17 protein-coding genes are annotated in these 17,131 nt (G+C 70.8%); 4 read left to right on the plus strand and 13 right to left on the minus strand.

Going from position 1 to position 17,131, the window contains the following annotated elements:
* Positions 1–14 precede the first annotated feature (14 nt).
* Positions 15–845, plus strand: coding sequence for an ABC transporter ATP-binding protein (locus ACZ7L5_RS12675; RefSeq protein ID WP_471516594.1), 831 nt, complete (start codon positions 15–17; stop codon positions 843–845).
* Here ACZ7L5_RS12675 and ACZ7L5_RS12680 read toward each other — a convergent pair.
* The 13 genes from ACZ7L5_RS12680 to ACZ7L5_RS12740 all read right to left on the minus strand — a co-directional run bounded on the left by ACZ7L5_RS12680 (position 817) and on the right by ACZ7L5_RS12740 (position 15,299).
* A complete protein-coding gene (locus ACZ7L5_RS12680) occupies positions 817–2,967 on the minus strand; it encodes a discoidin domain-containing protein (RefSeq protein ID WP_471516595.1) in 2,151 nt (716 codons plus the stop codon). The genes ACZ7L5_RS12675 and ACZ7L5_RS12680 overlap by 29 nt on opposite strands.
* Before the next feature lie 81 nt (positions 2,968–3,048).
* Positions 3,049–4,629 (minus strand): glycoside hydrolase family 13 protein, encoded by a 1,581-nt coding sequence (locus ACZ7L5_RS12685; RefSeq protein WP_471516596.1) that lies wholly within the window; start codon positions 4,627–4,629, stop codon positions 3,049–3,051.
* A gap of 44 nt (positions 4,630–4,673) precedes the next feature.
* Positions 4,674–5,534 (minus strand): carbohydrate ABC transporter permease, encoded by an 861-nt coding sequence (locus tag ACZ7L5_RS12690; protein WP_471516597.1) that lies wholly within the window; start codon positions 5,532–5,534, stop codon positions 4,674–4,676.
* Positions 5,531–6,487: a carbohydrate ABC transporter permease gene (locus ACZ7L5_RS12695; protein ID WP_471516598.1), complete on the minus strand. Its 957-nt coding sequence runs from the start codon at positions 6,485–6,487 to the stop codon at positions 5,531–5,533. Before ACZ7L5_RS12695 ends, ACZ7L5_RS12690 begins: the two co-directional genes overlap by 4 nt.
* Positions 6,488–6,493: 6 nt before the next feature.
* Entirely contained in the window at positions 6,494–7,840 is a 1,347-nt protein-coding gene (locus tag ACZ7L5_RS12700) for an ABC transporter substrate-binding protein (protein ID WP_471516599.1), read from the minus strand.
* A 142-nt stretch (positions 7,841–7,982) separates the two neighbouring features.
* A complete protein-coding gene (locus ACZ7L5_RS12705; RefSeq protein WP_471516600.1) occupies positions 7,983–8,981 on the minus strand; it encodes a LacI family DNA-binding transcriptional regulator in 999 nt (332 codons plus the stop codon).
* Positions 8,982–9,041: 60 nt separating this feature from the next.
* Positions 9,042–9,740, minus strand: a complete 699-nt coding sequence (locus tag ACZ7L5_RS12710; protein WP_471516601.1) for a GntR family transcriptional regulator — start codon at positions 9,738–9,740, stop codon at positions 9,042–9,044.
* 53 nt (positions 9,741–9,793) lie between these two features.
* The gene (locus tag ACZ7L5_RS12715; protein WP_471516602.1) at positions 9,794–10,795 is read right to left on the minus strand and encodes a proline racemase family protein; all 1,002 of its coding nucleotides are present in this window, start codon (positions 10,793–10,795) and stop codon (positions 9,794–9,796) included.
* A 19-nt stretch (positions 10,796–10,814) separates the two neighbouring features.
* On the minus strand, positions 10,815–11,705 hold the full coding sequence (locus tag ACZ7L5_RS12720; RefSeq protein WP_471516603.1) for a dihydrodipicolinate synthase family protein: 891 nt from the start codon (positions 11,703–11,705) through the stop codon (positions 10,815–10,817).
* Positions 11,702–13,081: an FAD-dependent oxidoreductase gene (locus ACZ7L5_RS12725; protein ID WP_471516604.1), complete on the minus strand. Its 1,380-nt coding sequence runs from the start codon at positions 13,079–13,081 to the stop codon at positions 11,702–11,704. Before ACZ7L5_RS12725 ends, ACZ7L5_RS12720 begins: the two co-directional genes overlap by 4 nt.
* Complete coding sequence (locus tag ACZ7L5_RS12730; protein WP_471516605.1) at positions 13,074–13,376, minus strand: (2Fe-2S)-binding protein; 303 nt, start codon at positions 13,374–13,376, stop codon at positions 13,074–13,076. The genes ACZ7L5_RS12725 and ACZ7L5_RS12730 overlap by 8 nt, the downstream gene beginning before the upstream one ends.
* Positions 13,373–14,524: an NAD(P)/FAD-dependent oxidoreductase gene (locus ACZ7L5_RS12735; protein WP_471516606.1), complete on the minus strand. Its 1,152-nt coding sequence runs from the start codon at positions 14,522–14,524 to the stop codon at positions 13,373–13,375. The genes ACZ7L5_RS12730 and ACZ7L5_RS12735 overlap by 4 nt, the downstream gene beginning before the upstream one ends.
* A 112-nt stretch (positions 14,525–14,636) precedes the next feature.
* On the minus strand, positions 14,637–15,299 hold the full coding sequence (locus ACZ7L5_RS12740; RefSeq protein WP_471516607.1) for an MmyB family transcriptional regulator: 663 nt from the start codon (positions 15,297–15,299) through the stop codon (positions 14,637–14,639).
* 223 nt (positions 15,300–15,522) lie between these two features.
* Between ACZ7L5_RS12740 and ACZ7L5_RS12745 the strand changes: the two genes are divergently transcribed.
* The 3 genes from ACZ7L5_RS12745 (at position 15,523) to ACZ7L5_RS12755 (ending at position 17,109) form a co-directional block, all read left to right on the plus strand.
* Positions 15,523–16,173, plus strand: coding sequence for a helix-turn-helix domain-containing protein (locus ACZ7L5_RS12745; protein WP_471516608.1), 651 nt, complete (start codon positions 15,523–15,525; stop codon positions 16,171–16,173).
* A 54-nt stretch (positions 16,174–16,227) separates the two neighbouring features.
* On the plus strand, positions 16,228–16,752 hold the full coding sequence (locus ACZ7L5_RS12750) for a toxin-antitoxin system, toxin component (RefSeq protein WP_471516755.1): 525 nt from the start codon (positions 16,228–16,230) through the stop codon (positions 16,750–16,752).
* Positions 16,753–16,878: 126 nt separating this feature from the next.
* Positions 16,879–17,109: a hypothetical protein gene (locus ACZ7L5_RS12755; protein ID WP_328421058.1), complete on the plus strand. Its 231-nt coding sequence runs from the start codon at positions 16,879–16,881 to the stop codon at positions 17,107–17,109.
* Positions 17,110–17,131 lie beyond the last annotated feature (22 nt).

Here is a 17,131-nt window from a genome sequence, read left to right on the forward strand (position 1 = left end):
TGAAAGGGCGGTCCATGCACGCGCTTCTTGCCGTATCCGGCCTGCGCAAGGTCTACGAGGGGTCGGGGCGGCGGGTGGAGGCGGTCCGCGACCTCACCTTCACCGTCGACGCCGGCGAACTGGTGTGTCTGGTCGGCCCGTCGGGCTGCGGCAAGACGACGCTGCTGAAGTGCATCGGCGGACTGCTCACGCCGACGGCCGGTGAGGTGCACCTGGAGCAGCGGAAGGTGACCGGGCCGCCGCCCGGGATGGCATTCGTGTTCCAGGAGTACGGGCGCAGCCTCTTCCCTTGGATGCGGGTCGGCGAGAACGTCGAACTACCCTTGAAACAAAAAGACTTGAGCAAGTCGCGGCGGCGGGAGCTGGTGCGGGACGCGCTGGAGTCGGTCGGGCTGGCCGATGCCGTCCGGGCGTATCCATGGCAGCTGTCGGGCGGTATGCAGCAGCGGGTCGCCATCGCCCGGGCGCTGGCCTACGAGCCCCGTGTACTGCTGATGGACGAGCCGTTCGCGGCGGTGGACGCGCAGACGCGGGCCGATCTGGAGGATCTGGTCCGGGAGCTGTGGCGCGAGCGCGGCGTCACGATCCTGTTCGTCACCCATGACATCGACGAGGCCGTGTACCTGGGCGAGCGGGTGCTCGTCCTGTCCGCCTCCCCCACCGTCGTCCAGGAACAGCTCAAGGTCGATCTGCCCGCCGAGCGCGACCAGTTGCACACGCGGGTGGATCCGCGCTTCGCCGAGCTGCGTACCCATGTGTACGAGCAGATCCAGGCGGCGAAACGCGGAACACCTCAGGGGGTGGCGCAGGACGCGGTCAGGACAGATACGCCTCCACCTCGCTGAACTGGGCAGCGGACCACCCCGTGTTGGCGGTGACGTGCAGCCTCAGGTGGCGCAGGCTGGTGCCGCTCGGCAGGGAGACCGTGACCGTGTTGCCGGTCGCCGGGTCGAAGCGGTAGTCCTTCGCCGCGACCACGGTCGAGTACGTCGCCCCGTCCGTGCTGCCCTGCACGGACAGCGTCTGCGTGCGGGCCTGCCAGGCCGACTGCGGCGGCAGCTTCAGCACCAGACGGCGGACCGCCTCGGTGGCGCCGAGGTCGACCGTCCAGGACTGCGGGAAGGCGTTGTTGGCGGACTCCCAGTAGCTGTTCGCGTCCCCGTCGGCCGCCTTGCCGGGGGTGTAGACGTCCTGCGAGCCGGTGGCCGAGGCCGGGCGGCCCTTGGCGAGGTTGCGGGCCGGGTCGGGGTCGGGGTTGCCCTGGCCGGGCTGCGGCCAGGTCGAGCAGTCGGACCAGGTGCTGCTCCAGCCGGAGTTGCCGCCGCCGTCGGTGATCGTGAAGGTGCCCGAGCCGGACGGGTAGGGGCAGTTGTAGATGCCGGCGGCGCCCACGCCGGAGGCCGTGACGTTGCGGAAGGTGGCGGCTCCCGGGGCCTCGGCCTGAACGACGACCGTGCCCGTGTTGCGCACGGTCGCGCCCTCGACCGTGATGTTCTTGGCCGCGAGGCCACGCCCGCTGCCCGAGACGAACTCGAAGGCGCTGTACGGGCTGTCGGTGATGGTCGTGTTGGTGATCCGGACGTTCGCCTCGATGGCGCTGTCGTAGGAGTCGACGCGCAGGGCGCCCATGGGGTGGTTCCAGTTGGGGTTCATCGCTCCCGTGCGGACCAGCGTGTTGCCGTCGACGGTGATCGTGCCGGCCAGCGGATGGAAGGGGTCCAGAAACTTCTGGTTGGAGATCGCGATGCCGCTGCCCAGGGCGTTGGTGTCGGAGATCAGGTTGTCCTTGACGGTGATGTCGGTGCCGCCGTAGATCGCGATGCCGTTGGCGAGGTTCGGTTGCGTGATCGTGTTGTTCTCGAAGCTGCTGTCGGTGTCCGGCGCGTACAGCGACCACATGGCGAGCGCGTCGTCGCCCTGGTTGCGCAGGAAGTTGTGCCGGACGCGGACGCCTCGGGCGTTGCCGTTGAGGTTGAGTCCGTCGGCGGTCATGTCGAGGAAGCGGTTGTTCTCGACGACGAGGTTGTCGTTGTTGCCCAGCAGCCAGAGGCCGACCTTGAGGTGCTGGAGCCACATGCCGGAGACAGAACTCCCCGGCCCCAGTGAGCCGTTGACAAAGTTGTCCGGGTTGGAGTCGACCCGCTCGGTGACCTCGCCGATCACCGCGAAGTCCTTGATGTGGACCTTCCCCGACGAGCTGGACTGGTCGATGAAGCGGGAGCTGCGCACGATCGAGTGCCAGTGCCCGGCACCCTGGAGGGTCACGTTCTGCACGCCGTTCAGGGACGAGGTCAGCCGGTACTTGCCCGGCGGGATCCACACCACCCCGCCCTGTGCGGCGGCGATGGCCTCGCGGAAGGCCTGTGTCGAGTCGCCCTGGCCGCTGGGGTCGGCGCCCTTGGAGGTGACGGACACCGATCCGGCGGGCTGCGCAGTGGCCGCCGCGGCCTGCTCGAAGTCGGCGACATCGACGGTCACTTGGGTACCCGTCGCCTGGAAAGCCACCTTGTCGCCCGCCTGCACGTTCTGGCCGAGCAGCAAGCGGGCGTTGTCGTAGAAGTGGTGCGTCTTGGCGCCCGGGATCCAGCCGGTGTCGACGTAGGAGTACTTCGAGGTGACCGCGAGGGTCTTCGCGATCTTCTGACCGTTGACGTACACGTCCAAGGTGCCGGACTGGCCGTCGGGGACGCTGTAGGCGACGTTCACGGCGTTGGCGGCGCGCGGGACCGTGAACTCGACACGCCGGCCTGCGGTGAGGCGTACGGCCTGGCGTCCGGAGGCCTCGGAGGCGAGGGTGCCCTGGGTGTGGTCGGGGCCGATCTTCGCGCCGGTCGTGGTGGCGGACTCGGCTTCGACGGAGGTGAAGGGGAGGGTCGCGCCGGACGCGGCCCGGGCGGCGGGGGCCATCGCGGTGAGCAGTCCGCCGGCGAGGGCGACGACCATGGCCGCCGATGCCGCTCCTGTCATGGGCCTGACAGCTCTGTTCGTGTGCTGCAGCATGTGCTGATCCCTTCGTGGTGGGGGTACGGGGATGAGCGGGCCGCGGTGTCAGGCGCGCAGCCAGACCGCGGTGTCCTTCGGCAGCCGCCCCTCGGTGTCCAAAGGGCCGCTGCCGAGCAGGAGTTCGGTGTGGGCGGGCAGGTCGGCGGGGGCGTCCGCGAGGTTCACCACGCAGGTCGCCCGCCCTCGGGCGAAGGCGAGCACGCCGTCGGGTCCGGGCAGCCAGGTCAGCGGGCCGTCGCCGAACGCCGCCCGGAGCTCGATCGCCCAGCGGTACAGGCCGAGCATCGAACCGGGGTCCGCCGCCTGACGGTCGGCGGCGTACGACGCCCAGTCGGCGGGCTGCGGCAGCCACGGCTCCTCGCGTGAACCGAAGCCCGCGTACGGCGCCTCGGCGGCCCACGGCAACGGCACCCGGCAGCCGTCCCGGCCCGGGTCGATGCCGCCGGAGCGGGTGTGCATGGGGTCCTGGATGCGGTCGCGGGGGATGTCAGCCTCTGGCAGGCCGAGCTCCTCGCCCTGGTAGACGTAGACGGCTCCCGGCAGGGCCAGCGAGAGCAGCGCGCCCGCCCGGGCACGGCGGGTGCCGAGCGCGAGGTCGGTCGGGGTGCCGAAGGCCTTGGTGGTGAAGTCGAAGCCGGTGTCGGCGCGGCCGTACCGGGTGACCGTGCGGGTCACGTCGTGGTTGCACAGCACCCAGGTCGCGGGGGCGCCGACGGGCGCGTGCTCGGCGATGGTCTCGTCGATGGCCCGGCGCAGCCGCCCGGCGTCCCAGGGGCAGGTCATGAAAGAGAAGTTGAAGGCGGTGTGGAGTTCGTCGGGGCGCAGGTAGCGGGCGAAGCGTTCGGTGTCGGGAAGCCAGACCTCGCCGACGAAGATGCCTCCGTACTCGTCGGCGATCGCGCGCCAGGAGCGGTAGACGTCATGGAGTTCGTCACGGTCGACGTACGGGTGCGGGGCCTCGCCCTCGATGATGTCCGGCAGATCTGGGTCCTTGACCAGGAGGGCGGCCGAGTCGATGCGGACGCCGGCGACGCCGCGTTCGAACCAGAAGCGCAGGATGTCCTCGTGTTCCTGGCGCACGGCCGGGTGGGACCAGTCGAGGTCGGGCTGCTCGGGGGCGAAGAGGTGGAGATACCAGTCGCCGTGGGGGAGCCTGCTCCAGGCGGGGCCGCCGAACTCGGACCGCCAGTCGTTGGGCGGGAGTTCGCCGTGCGGGCCGCGTCCCGGGCGGAAGTGGAACAGGGCGCGCTCCGGGCCGCCGGCGAGGGCCGCGCGGAACCACGGGTGCTGGTCGGAGACGTGGTTGGGCACGATGTCGACGATGGTGCGGATGCCCAGCTCCCGGGCCTCGGCGATGAGCTTCTCCGCCTCGGCGAGGGTGCCGAACGCCGGGTCGACGGCGCGGTAGTCGGCGACGTCGTAGCCGCCGTCCTTCATCGGGGAGACGTACCAGGGCGTGAACCACAGTGCGTCCACGCCGAGTTCGGCGAGGTACGGCAGCCGGGCGCGGACGCCCGCGAGGTCGCCGGTGCCGTCGCCGTCGCCGTCCGCGAAGCTGCGGACGTAGACCTGGTAGATGACGGCGGAACGCCACCACTGCGGGGAGGCGTGACGGGGCTGTGCCACGGTGCGGCCCTTTCTGTGGGAGGGAGGAGGACGTCCTGGGGACATCAGCCCTTGCTGCTGCCCGCGCCGATCCCGGCGATGATGTGCCGCTGGAAGACCAGGAACATGGCGACCATGGGGATGCTGGCGATCACCATGGAGGCGATGAGCACGGTCAGCGGGATGTTCTGCGACAGCTGGACGAGCGCGACGCTGATCGGCTGCTTGTCGGTGTCGGAGAAGACCATCAGCGGCCAGAGGAAGTCCTGCCACACGGCCACCAGGGCGAAGATCGAGACGACCCCCAGGACCGGCCGGGACATCGGCAGCACGATGGACCACAGGGTGCGCAGCCTCCCCGCGCCGTCGATCTCGGCGGCTTCCAGGACATCGCGCGGGAGCTGGTCGAAGAACCGCTTCAGCAGATAGAGGTTGAAGGCGTTGGCGACGGCCGGCAACCAGATGGCCAGGGGGTCGTTGAGCAGTCCGAGGTCCGACACGGTCAGGTACTTCGGCACGACCAGGGCCAGGGCGGGGACCATCAGCGTGGCGAGGATGCCGCCGAGGACCACCTTGCCGAAGACCGGCCGCAGCCTGGACAGCGCATAGGCGGCGGCCGTGCAGAACACCAGCTGGAACACCCAGGCACCTGCGGCCTGGACCACCGTGTTCCACAGATGGGCCGGCAACTGCATCAGGTCCCACGCGTCCGTGTACCCACTGAGGTGCCACTGCTCGGGGACGACGGTGGGCGGCGTCCGCGCCACCTCGTCCGGTGACTTCATCGCGCCCGTCACCATCCAGTAGACGGGGAAGAGGAAGGCCAGCGTGAAGAGCAGGACGGTGCCGGTGAAGACGGACCAGTAGACGGCCCTGCCGCGCGGGCGGGCCAGGGTGGCCGGGGAGACGAGGGTCCGGATGGTCATGCGCCCTCCCCTTCGGTGCGCGTCAGACGCAGGTATACGGCCGAGAAGGCGCCGAGGAGCGCGAGGAGCAGGACGCTCAGGGCGCAGGCGCCGCCGAAGTCGTTGTAGAGGAAGGCGTACTTGTAGATCAGGTAGAGGACGGTCACCGTGGCGTTCTCGGGGCCGCCGCCGGTGATCACGAACGGTTCGGTGAAGACCTGCATCGTGGCGATGATCTGAAGGAGCATCAGCATCAGGATGACGAATCGGGTCTGCGGGATCGTGACGTGGCGGATGCGCTGCAGCAGGTTCGCGCCGTCGAGTTCGGCCGCCTCGTACAGCTCCCCCGGAATGGACTGGAGCGCCGCCAGGTAGATCAGTACAGTGCCGCCCATGTTGGCCCAAGTGGCCACGATCACCAGGGAGATGAGCGCGGAGTCGGCGCCGTTGGACCAGTTCGAGGTCGGCAGCTGCAGGAAGCGCAGCGTCTCGTTGGCGAGGCCGGTGCCCGGGTCGTAGAACCACTTCCACAGCAGGGCGCTGACCACCGGCGGGATCATCACCGGCAGATACACCACGACCCGGAAGAACGCCTTGGCGTGCCGCAACTCGTTGAGGACCAGGGCGAGCACGAACGGGATCGCGAAGCCGATCAGCAGGGCGAGCAGTGTGAAGGTGAGGGTGTTGCGCCAGGCCGCCGCGAACTCCGGGTCGGCGAAGACGCGGGTGAAGTTGGCGGTGCCGACCCACTCGGGCTCGCTGCCGGGCGTGTACTTCTGGAAGGCGATCACGACGGCCCGGATCGCCGGGTACCAGGAGAAGAGGGCGAAGCAGACCAGGCCGCCGAGGAGGAAGCCGTAGGCACGCACCTGGTCGGTGAGGTGGCGCCGCCTCCGGTCCCCTGCCGGGGGCGGCGCCTGCATCGGGCGGACCGCGACCTTCTCCACGGTCCGGCGCTGAGCCGTCCTGGTCATGGCCCGTCAGCCTCGCGCCAGAATGCCGTCGATCTTGCCTGAGGCGTCCTTCAGGAGCTGGTCGAGGTCGGCGTCCTTCTTGGTGAGGACGGCGGAGACGACACCGTCGAGGACGGAGTAGATCTGCTGGGCGCTCGGCGGCTCGATCTTCATGTCGAGGCTCTGGTTGCCGTCGAGGAAGGCCTGGTAGTTCTCCACCGGGACGTTCGCGTTGGCCTCCTTGACCTGCTGGTCCTTGGCGTCGGCGGCACCGGAGAACAGCCGGGGTTCGGGCAGTCCGACGGGGGCGTCGTTCTTCTTGGCGCGGGCGTAGTCGCCGAGGAAGCCGTCTCCGGGAGTCAGGAACATGTGGTCCAGCCACTTCAGTCCCGCGCGGATCTGCTCGGGGTCGGCCTTCTTGTTGAACATGTAGCCGTCGCCGCCGATGAGCGTGCCCTTGCCGCCGGGCATGGGAGCGAGGGCGAGGTCCTTGTAGTTGCCGCCCTTCTCCTTGACCAGGATCGGGATGTTGTCGGGGGCGGAGAGGTACATGCCGAGCTTGCCGGAGCCCATCATCTGCTGGACGTCGTTGATGACGAGGAGCTGCTTGCTGCCCATCGAGTTGTCGGTCCAGCGCATGTCGTGCAGGTTCTGCAGCACGGCGCGGCCCTCGGGGGTGTCGATCGTGGCCCGCTTGCCGTCGCCGCTCACCACCTCCCCGCCCTGGGAGTAGAGCTCGGCGGTGAAGTGCCAGCCCCCCTGGTTCTGGGCGCTGTAGTCGGCGTATCCGACGGTGCCGTTGCCGAGACCGGCTATCCTCTTGGCCGCGGCGCGCAGCTCCTCCCAGGTCGCCGGGGGCTTCTCGGGGTCGAGACCGGCCTCGGTGAAGAGCTTCTTGTTGTAGATCAGGCCCATCGAGTAGCCGGTGCGCGGGATGCCGTAGACCTTGCCGTCGACGGTGTAGATGTCGCGCAGCTGCTGCTGGATGGTCTCGTAGCTCTTCAACTCCTTGAGGTACGGCGTGAGATCGGCCGCCTGGTTGATGTCGACGACGTGCCGGGCGTCCGTGAAGTACGTGTAGAAGACGTTTTCCATCTGCCCGCCGGCGAGCTTGGCGTCGAACGTCTTCGGGTCCTGGCAGGGGAACGCGTCATGGGCCACGACGTCGATGCCCGGGTTCTGCTTCTCGAAGGACGCGATGTCCTGCTCGAAGAACTGGCGGTCGACCTTGGCGCTCTTGGGCGGCATGCAGTTGACCGTGATGCGGGTCTTTCCGCTCGCCGAGTCGTCGCTCGACCCGCAGGCGGAGACGGCCAGAGCGAGGCAGCAGACGCTCAGCGCGGCAAAGGTACGGCAGAACCCGGTGCTTCTCATCGGTGGACCCCTCTGGGCAGGAGCGGTGGGCGCCGCACACTCAAGCACCGGCGACATCCGTCCGCAATATGTCGCGCGAGATTTGAAATTTTTTAACAGCTCGATGGATGCCCCGAACTACAAGCCGGACGCAGGGCGGATGTCAGGTGCGAGGAGCCTGCGCCGTCGACCCCCGCACCACCAGTTCCGGCTCGAAGAGCAGCTCCTCGGCCGGTACGGCGGTGCCCCCGATCTGCGCGTTCAGCAGCTCCACGGCCGCCCTGCCCATGGCCTCGATGGGCTGGCGGACGGTGGTCAGGGGAGGCTCCGTGCAGTTCATGAACGCCGAGTCGTCGTACCCGACCACGGAGATCTGTGACGGTACGTCAAGTCCCTTGCGGCGGGCGGCCCTGACCGCCCCGAGCGCGAGCGGGTCGCTGGCGCAGATGATGCCGGTGACACCCCGGTCGATCAGCCGGGAGGCGGCCGCATGACCGCCCTCGATCGAGAAGATGGCCCGCGCCACGTGCTCCTCGGGCAGCTCCCCGGCGACGCCCCGCGCGGCGGCCAGTTTGCGCGCCGACGGCACATGGTCGCCCGGGCCGAGCACCAGCCCGATGCGCTCGTGGCCCAGCGAGGCCAGGTGCCGCCAGGCCTGCTCGACGGCCACGGCGTCGTCGCAGGACACGGCCGGAAAGCCCAGGTGCTCGATGGCCGCGTTGACCAGCACGACCGGGATGTTGCGGTCGGCGAGTTCCTTGTAGTGGTCGTGCGGCGCGTCGGCCTGGGCGTACAGCCCGCCGGCGAAGACGACGCCGGAGACCTGCTGTTGCAGCAGCAGCGTGACGTAGTCGGCCTCGGACACCCCGCCCTTGGTCTGCGTGCACAGCACCGGCGTCAGCCCGAGCTGGGCGAGCGCCCCGCCGATCACTTCGGCGAACGCGGGGAAGATCGGGTTCTGCAGCTCGGGCAGGACAAGGCCGACGAGCCGGGCGCGTTCCCCGCGCAGTTGCGTGGGCCGCTCGTAGCCGAGGACGTCCAGAGCCGAGAGCACTGCCTGCCGGGTGGCCTCGGAGACGCCGGGCTTGTCGTTGAGCACCCGGCTGACCGTGGCCTCGCTGACCCCGACCTTCTTCGCCACTTCCGCAAGTCGTCGCGTCATGCACGCAAGAATAGCGCAAACAATGCAAGTGGCTTGCGTCAATGGACGCGGTCGGCGGCTCTATTTCTTCGCTGCCCAGAGTCCGCGCACGTGTCCCAGGTGGCGGGTCATGACCTCGCGCACCGCCTTCTCGTCGCGGGCGATCAAGGCGTCGAGCAGTTCGAGGTGCTCCTCGGCGGAGGCCAGCAGACGGCCCGCCTGGACGAGCGCGGTGAGGCCGTAGAGACGGGAGCGCTTGCGGAGATCGCCGACGACCTCGACGAGGTGGGCGTTGCCGGCGAGGGCGAGCAGGCCGAGGTGGAAGCGGGTGTCGGCCTCGACGTAGGCGATGAGGTCACCGGAGACCGCGGCCTGGACGATCTCCCGGGCGGCGGGGCGCAGCGCCTCCAGGGACACCTTGTCGGCCGTCCTGGCCAGCTCCACCACCGTGGGGATCTCGATGAGCGCGCGGATGTGGGTGTACTCGTCGAGCTGTTTCTCGGAGACGGCGGTGACCCGGAATCCCTTGTTGGGGACGGTGTCCACCAGGCCCTCCTTGGCCAGGTCCAGCATGGCCTCGCGCACCGGGGTCGCCGAGACGCCGAAGCGGGCGGCGAGCGCGGGCGCCGAGTACACCTCGCCCGGGCGCAGCTCTCCGGCGATCAGCGCGGCGCGCAGGGCGTCGGCGACCCGCTCCCGGTAGCTGCTCTTCTTGCCGCCCAGGGAGGGCAGCGCCGGGCCGGCTGCGGCGGGCGGGGCGCTGGTGCGCTGGGCGGCCATGACTCTCCTAGCTGTGCAATGTCACGCGGTACGCGGCACATTATCGTCGACGCTCAGAGCACGAACCCGGCCGGGAACGGGTCGGCAGGATCGAGCAGATACTGCGCCGTGCCCGTGATCCAGGCCCGGCCGGTGAAGCTCGGCAGAACGGCCGGCCGGCCCGCGACCTCGGTGGTGCCGAGGAGGCGGCCGGTGAAGTGGGTGCCGATGAACGACTCGTTCACGAACTCGGTGTGCAGCGGGAGTTCGCCGCGCGCGTGCAACTGCGCCATGCGTGCGCTGGTGCCCGTGCCGCAGGGTGAGCGGTCGAACCAGCCGGGGTGGATCGCCATGGCGTGTCGGGAGCGGCGGGCGTTGGCGCCGGGGGCGATCAGGTGGACGTGGTGGCAGCCGCGGATGGAGGGGTTCTCCGGGTGCACGGGCTCCTCCTCGGCGTTGATCGCCGCCATGAGGGAGAGGCCGGCTTGCAGGATGTCGTCCTTGCGGGACCGGTCGAAGGGCAGCCCGAACTGGTCCAGCGGCAGGATGGCGTAGAAGTTGCCGCCGTATGCCATGTCGTATGTCACCGTGCGCCCGTCGGCCAGGGTGATCTTGCGGTCGAGGGCGACGGAGAAGGACGGCACGTTCTGGAGGGTGACCGCCTTCGCGGCGCCGTCCTCCACCGCGACCTCGGCGACGACCAGGCCCGCCGGGGTGTCGAGGCGGATCGTGGTGACCGGCTCGACGACCTCGACCATGCCGGTCTCCACGAGCACGGTCGCCACTCCGATCGTGCCATGCCCGCACATCGGCAGATAGCCGGAGACCTCGATGTAGATGACGCCCCAGTCGCAGTCGGGGCGGGTGGGCGGCTGGAGGATCGCGCCGCTCATCGCCGAGTGGCCGCGCGGCTCGTTCATCAGGAGCTGTTTGACGTCGTCGCGGTGCTCTCGGAAGTACAGGCGCCGCTCGTTCATGGTCGCGCCCGGGACCGTGCCGATGCCGCCGGTGATCACCCGGGTGGGCATGCCCTCGGTGTGCGAGTCGACGGCGTGCAGGACGAGTTTGCTGCGCATGATCGGTCTCCTCGGCGGGTTACGCGAGCCCTGCGGCGACGGCCTTCTCGGTGGCGGCGCGGATCGTCGCCTCCTGCTCCGGCAGCAGCGGCACCCGCGGTGGACGGCAGCGTCCCCCGTGGCGGCCGACGACGTCCATGGACAGCTTGATGGCCTGCACGAACTCGACCTTGGAGTCCCAGCGCAGCAGCGGGTGCAGCTGCGCGTAGAGCTGCTTGGCGGTGGCGAGGTCGCCGTTGACGGCCGCGCGGTACAGCTCCACCGTGGACCTCGGCAGCGCGTTCGGGTAGCCGGCGACCCACCCCTTGGCACCGGCAAGCGCGAGCTCCAGCAGAACGTCGTCGGCGCCGACCAACAGGTCGAGTTCCGGGGCGAGTTCGGCGAGTTGGTAAGCGCGCCGGACATCGCCGGAGAACTCCTTGACCGCCTGGATGTACCCCTCGCCGTGCAGCTTCGCGAGCAGTTCGGGTACGAGGTCGACCTTGGTGTCGATGGGGTTGTTGTACGCCACGACCGGGATGCCGGCCTTGGCGACCTCCGCATAGTGCGACAGCACCGACCGCTCGTCGGCACGGTAGGCGTTGGGCGGCAGCAGCATCACGGACTCGCAGCCCGCGTCACGGGCATGTTCGGCCCAGCGGCGGGACTCGGCCGAGCCGTAGGCGGCCACACCCGGCATCACCCGCGCGCCACCGATCGCGGCGCCGGCCGTCCGAACGACCTTCGCGCGCTCTTCGGGTGTGAGGACCTGGTACTCCCCGAGGGAGCCGTTCGGAACGACGCCGTCACAGCCGTTCTCGACCAGCCAGGCGCAGTGCTCGGCGTACTTGCCGTGGTCGACGCGGAGGTCGTCGTCGAGCGGGAGCGCGGTGGCGACGAGAACTCCGCGCCAGGGACGGTGGTCGGTCATGAGGTTCCTCTCCGAGTGGCGTTGTCGTGTTGCCGGGCGAGTACGCCGAGCGGCACGGGACGTGCGAACGGCCGTCGGGACGGGGGGAGTTCGCATCCGGCGAGCCCGGCGACCGCCGGCCCGCACACGCGCCCCTGGCACCAGCCCATTCCGGCGCGGGTCAGCAGTTTCACGGTGCGGACGTCGCCCGCCCCGAGTGCGTCCACGGCCTCGCGGACGGCACCGGCGGTGACCTCCTCGCAGCGGCAGACGAGGGTGTCGTCGGTGACCTGGTCGCTCCAGTGCGCGGGCGGCGGGTACGCGGCGTCGAGGGCGGCGGCGATCCTGCGAAGTCCGGTACGGGACTTCGCGGCCCCTGCCCACCGGGCCGGGTCGGGTTCGGTGCCCTTCAGCCGTGCGGCGGCGGAGAGTCCGGCGATGTGGCCCTCGGCGAGGGCGAGCGCCGAGCCGCCGATGCCGGTGGACTCCCCCGCCGCCCACACGCCGGGCACGTCCGTGCGCTGCTCGTCGTCGACGGCGACTGTCAGCCCGTCCAGGCGGCAGCCGAGGGTCTCGGCGAGGTCGGTGTGCGGGAGCATGCCGTGCCCGACGGCGAGGGTGTCGCAGGGCAGGTGCCGCTCGGTGCCGGGCCGGACGCGCCCGTCGGCGTCGAGGGCGGCGACGGTGACCCCGGTGAGCCGGTCGTCGCCGTGGGCGCGGACGACCGTGTGCCGGGCGAGGAGTCGGACGCGGTGGCGCAGGAGGCGGGCCGCGTATCCGGCGCCCTCGGGCAGCTTGGCGGCCAGCGCCCGACCGTGCCGTACGAGGGACTTGGGGCCTGCCGCCTCGACGAGCGCCGCGATCTCGACGCCCGCAGCGGCCAGTCCGGTCGCCACGGGCAGCAGCAGCGGCCCGGTCCCGGCGACGACCGCCGTGCGCCCCGGCACCACGAGCCCGCCCTTGAGCATCGCCTGCGCACCACCGACGGTGACGACACCGGGCAGTGTCCAGCCGGGGAAGGGCAGCACCCGCTCGTAGCCGCCGGTGGCGAGGAGTACGGCGCGCGCGTGCACCGTGGCCGGCTCCCGCTGCTCGGGGCCGAGCAGCGCGTGCACGGTGAAGCCGCCGGAGTCCGGCTCCACACCCCAGACGTGATGTTCCGTCAGGAAGCGGATGTCGCTGCGGGCCAGACCGTCCCGCAGCCGCTCCCAGGTGCGCCACTGGTGGTGCAGGGACTGCGGACGCCGGGCGCGGAGGGCGGGGGCGGGCTGACGGTAGAACTGCCCGCCCGCTTCCGCCGCCGAGTCGACGAGCGCGACCCGTACGCCCTGTGCCGCGGCCGCCAGGGCCGCGGCGAGGCCTGCCGGACCCGCGCCGATCACCGCGAGATCAGTCATCGTGGCCCGTCCCCTCCTGCGTCCGGATGGTGTCGCCCGGGTGCAGCGGCAGCAGACAGGCCCGCTGGTTCGGGCGGTCGTTGACGGTGACGAGGCAGTCGAAGCAGACGCCGATGCCACAGAAGACGCCACGGCGGCGGCCCTCGCCCCGGGTGCTCCGCCAGGAGGTGATTCCGGCCGCCCAGAGCGCGGCGGCGACCGTCTGCCCGGGCAGTGCCTCGATCTCGCGGCCGTCCAGGGTGACCGGGAAGGCCGGTCCCGGCCGGGCGTCGGCGAGTTCCAGAGGGGTTCTCACGGGGCCTCCTCGGCGAAGCGGTCGGGGCGGAACGGCGTCAGGTCGAGGTCGGGGGTCTTCTCGGTCAGGACCTGTGCGATCAAGTGGCCGGTGCCGGTGGCCAGTCCGATGCCGGCGCCCTCGTGGCCGCAGGCATGATGCAGGCCCGGCACCCGGGGGTCGGGGCCGACGGCGGGCAGGTGATCGGGCATGTAGGGCCGGAATCCAAGGTAGGCGCGCATGGCGTGAACGTCGGCGAGGAACGGGAACAGCCGCGTCGCGCCCGCCGCCAGCGCCCGTACGACGGGCAGGGAGAAGGTCCGGTCGAAGCCGACGCGCTCCCGGCTCGCGCCGATCAGGATCGGGCCCGCCGCCGTGCCCTCGACGACGGGGGAGGTCTGCAGCGCGGCCGAGTCGCTGGCGACGTCGGCCACGTAGTCGGCGGCGTACACCTTGTGGCGGACCAGGCGTGGCAGCGGTTCGGTGACGAGGACGAAGCCGCGTCTCGGCAGTATGGGGAGATGGGCGCCCGCGCGTGCGGCGATTTCGCCGCCCCAGGTGCCGGCCGCGTTGACGACGGCCGGGGCGTGGATGTCGCCCTTGTCGGTGCGGACCCCGCGTACGGCACCGTCCGGCGTGCGCAGGACGTCCGTCACCGTCCGGCCGGTGAGCAGGCGTGCGCCCGAGGCGCGGACGAGGTGGGCGGCGGCCAGGGCGGGCATGACCTGGCAGTCCTGGGGGTAGTGGACGGCGCCCGGCAGGCCGGGGGCCAGGTGGGGTTCGAGGTCGTCCAGGCGGTCGCCCGCGACCGGCTCGGCGATGACTCCGGCGGCGCGCTGCCCGTCGGCGAACCGCTCAAGCGCCGCGAGCCCGTCCGGGGACGAGGCCACGACGACGCCGCCCTTCGCCTCGTACTCGACGGCCGGCCCGAACTCCTGCGCCAGCTCGCCCCACAGACGGCCGGACAGCAGCGCGAGGTCGAGCTCCGGGCCCGGCTCCTTGTCGGAGACGAGGAGGTTGCCCTCGCCGGCGCCGGTGGTGCCGCCGGCCACCGGGCCACGGTCGACGAGGATCACGGCGAGGCCCGCCCGGGCCGCGTACAGGGCGCAGGCCGCGCCCACCATTCCGGCTCCGACGACCACGACGTCGCAGGTCAGTCGCTCGCTCACGTCAGTACTATGTCACACACCACCCTGCGACGGAACAGAGCGACGACGTCTGCGTACCGGAATTGGTGCTGACGGGGCGCCGCCGGCGACCTGAACGCCGACGGTGCCCCGTTCAGTCCTCGGGGGCGGGCACCACGCGCAGGTGGCCCGCGGCGGATCGGGCGCCGCGCACCCTGGGCCGGTCGCGGCGCACCTCGCGCAGGACCAGCGTCAGCCGGGTGTAGCCCAGCTCCTGAAGGGTCCGGGGCGTCTCGTCGACGACCCGGCAGTCGGTGGCACCCCAGCGCGGGTCGGGGTGCAGCAGCGGCCGTACGGCGCCGTCCAGTTCGGCCGCCCGCTCGCCGACCGCGCGGATCCAGTGCGGCAGGCCCTGCCGGTAGGCGACTTCCATGATCGGGTCCTGGGCGATCTCCCGGCGGATGGCCTGCACGCCGTGGTCGTGACCGTGCCGCTCCACTGCGGCCGCGAAACGGGCCAGCATCGGCAGGCACCAGCTGGACTCGTGCTCGCCGAGGACGGTGCTCGCGTCCGGGTGGAAGAGCACGAACCTGAGGAAGTTGTCGTCGGGCATGGCCGTCGGATGCAGGCCCACGCCGCGGAAAAGTGACGCGAAAGCGGTGTTCGCCAGAACGACGTCCCAGCGGTGGTCGACGATGACGGACGGGAAGGGCACGGCTTCGACGAGGGTGGCGTAGTCCCGCAGATACGCCTCGGCCTCGGGCCTCTCGGGGACGGGCCGCGGTACGGACCGCTGCCCACCTGCCTGATATGCCATCGGGAGGTCACCCCTCTTGCCTATGCGGCCTTCACGCGGCGCCTTGATCCTGCTGCCCGGGCCGGAGCGGTGTCAACTATCGTGGCATTCCGTGCCTGTTGACGGCTGAAATTGGCCACAGTTGTGGCGAGACCTGGATGTGAGTTCGAACTACCCGGTAATCTCCGTCCAGTTCACCGCGACCGCTTGTGAGAAGCCTGTGAGAGCTTTAGGAGATCTGTCGGTGACGGATGGCATCGAGGGTCCGGGCGTCATACCGACGGCTGAGCTGCCGGCCGTCGTCGCTCGCGTCACCGCGCTCGCCGACCGGCTCGGCGTACCGCACGCGGAGGTCTTCGGCACCGGCCGGCTGTCCGTGGCGTCCGGCGTCCCGGAGCCCGTGGTCAGGGCGCTGCTGAGCGGCCGCCCCGCGGGAGAGCCCGACGTACAGGCCCGGTTCCTGCAGCGACTCGACCTCCTGCGCCGCACCCGCGTCAAGCCGAACGGCCGCAGGTACACCCAGCAGGAGATCGCCGACGGCGCGGGCATGTCACGGCAGCAGGCGGGAGCCCTCATCAACGGCGACCGGCGCCCCACCATGGAGCACTGCGACGCCATCCAGCGCTTCTTCCGCGTCCACGCCGGATTCCTCACGGCCGAGGACCCCGAGGCGCTCGCGGGCGCACTTCAGCGCACCGAGCAGGACCTGCTGCAGAAGCTCGCGGAGCGCGAGGCGGCCCAGGCTGCCGAGGACCCGCTGGAGAGACTGCTGCAGGACCACGGGGTGCGCGGCATCGCCTGGCGAGCCGCCCAACTGCCCACCGACCAGCATCGCGACAAGGTCGCGGAGTGGCTGGACATGCTCTTGGAAAGCGTCAAGCGGCCCGAGTCGTGATCCGGGGGGAAAGCCGGGGGGAGAAACGGGAGAACTGTGGGCATCGGTAGGGAAATGCGCCGCCTGTGCGGCGAGTTGGTCGCGGAGCTGACGCTCCCCGCACCCTCGCCGCCCGCGAAGCTGTACAACGCCCTGTGCGGCGCGATGAGCAGACGCCGCGGCCGGCCCGTCCACTTCCGTACGGCCGCGTTCCCGCCCGGCACCGCCAGCGGACTGTGGCTCGACATGGCCGACCAGGACCTCGTCGTGATCGAGGAACGCACCGCGCCCGACCACCAGCTGGTGATCCTCGGCCACGAGCTGTGGCACATGAAGGCCGGGCACTGCAGCCACAGCGTCGAGGGCGCCAGCGTGGCGGCCCGCCTCCTCGACGACGACGCCGATCTGCACTCGACGATCCTGAAGGTCGCCGCCCGCAGCCACTTCGACCAGGCCGAGGAGAAGGAGGCCGAGACCTTCGGGCTGCTGCTGGCCAGCAAGTGCCGTACGTGGCTGGCGGTTTCCTCGGTGCGCGGGCAGCGGGACCATCTGGCGGGGCGGATCGAGGCGTCACTCGGTTATCTCGGGCCGCAGGGCTGATCGAGGGAACGCCGGGCCCTCGTCCGGGCGGTGGACGAACCCGATTGTCAGTGGTGGACGGCAAGCTGGTGGTGCGCCCCATCTGCGGGCGTGACGCGATGACGCCGAACCGGGGAGAGCCGACCGATGCCCACCGCCGTACTGACCGACCGCGAGCGCACCGCCGTCCAGGCCTACCTGCGGCTGTTGCACACCGTACGAGCCGCGTTCGACGGTCCTCCCGGCTCCCGCCGACCACCCGTCGTCCCGCCCGCCGTCCTCGCCGAGGCGGAACAGGCGCTGGCGGACGCGGGCCTGACGGGCAACGAGGAGGAGTTCTTCCGGCTGCTGCAGAGCTGGTGCCCGGCGGAGCCGTAGCTGATCCCGCAGCGGGGCCGCG

This window comes from Streptomyces sp. NPDC107528 (genome assembly GCF_055639295.1).

Coding starts and splice junctions, on each gene's coding strand:
- ACZ7L5_RS12675 (WP_471516594.1), top strand. CDS start 15: ATGCACGCGCTTCTTGCCGTATCCGGCCTGCGCAAGGTCTACGAGGGG.
- ACZ7L5_RS12680 (WP_471516595.1), bottom strand. CDS start 2,967: ATGACAGGAGCGGCATCGGCGGCCATGGTCGTCGCCCTCGCCGGCGGA.
- ACZ7L5_RS12690 (WP_471516597.1), bottom strand. CDS start 5,534: ATGACCATCCGGACCCTCGTCTCCCCGGCCACCCTGGCCCGCCCGCGC.
- ACZ7L5_RS12695 (WP_471516598.1), bottom strand. CDS start 6,487: ATGACCAGGACGGCTCAGCGCCGGACCGTGGAGAAGGTCGCGGTCCGC.
- ACZ7L5_RS12700 (WP_471516599.1), bottom strand. CDS start 7,840: ATGAGAAGCACCGGGTTCTGCCGTACCTTTGCCGCGCTGAGCGTCTGC.
- ACZ7L5_RS12705 (WP_471516600.1), bottom strand. CDS start 8,981: ATGACGCGACGACTTGCGGAAGTGGCGAAGAAGGTCGGGGTCAGCGAG.
- ACZ7L5_RS12710 (WP_471516601.1), bottom strand. CDS start 9,740: ATGGCCGCCCAGCGCACCAGCGCCCCGCCCGCCGCAGCCGGCCCGGCG.
- ACZ7L5_RS12715 (WP_471516602.1), bottom strand. CDS start 10,795: ATGCGCAGCAAACTCGTCCTGCACGCCGTCGACTCGCACACCGAGGGC.
- ACZ7L5_RS12720 (WP_471516603.1), bottom strand. CDS start 11,705: ATGACCGACCACCGTCCCTGGCGCGGAGTTCTCGTCGCCACCGCGCTC.
- ACZ7L5_RS12725 (WP_471516604.1), bottom strand. CDS start 13,081: ATGACTGATCTCGCGGTGATCGGCGCGGGTCCGGCAGGCCTCGCCGCG.
- ACZ7L5_RS12740 (WP_471516607.1), bottom strand. CDS start 15,299: ATGGCATATCAGGCAGGTGGGCAGCGGTCCGTACCGCGGCCCGTCCCC.
- ACZ7L5_RS12750 (WP_471516755.1), top strand. CDS start 16,228: ATGCGCCGCCTGTGCGGCGAGTTGGTCGCGGAGCTGACGCTCCCCGCA.
- ACZ7L5_RS12755 (WP_328421058.1), top strand. CDS start 16,879: ATGCCCACCGCCGTACTGACCGACCGCGAGCGCACCGCCGTCCAGGCC.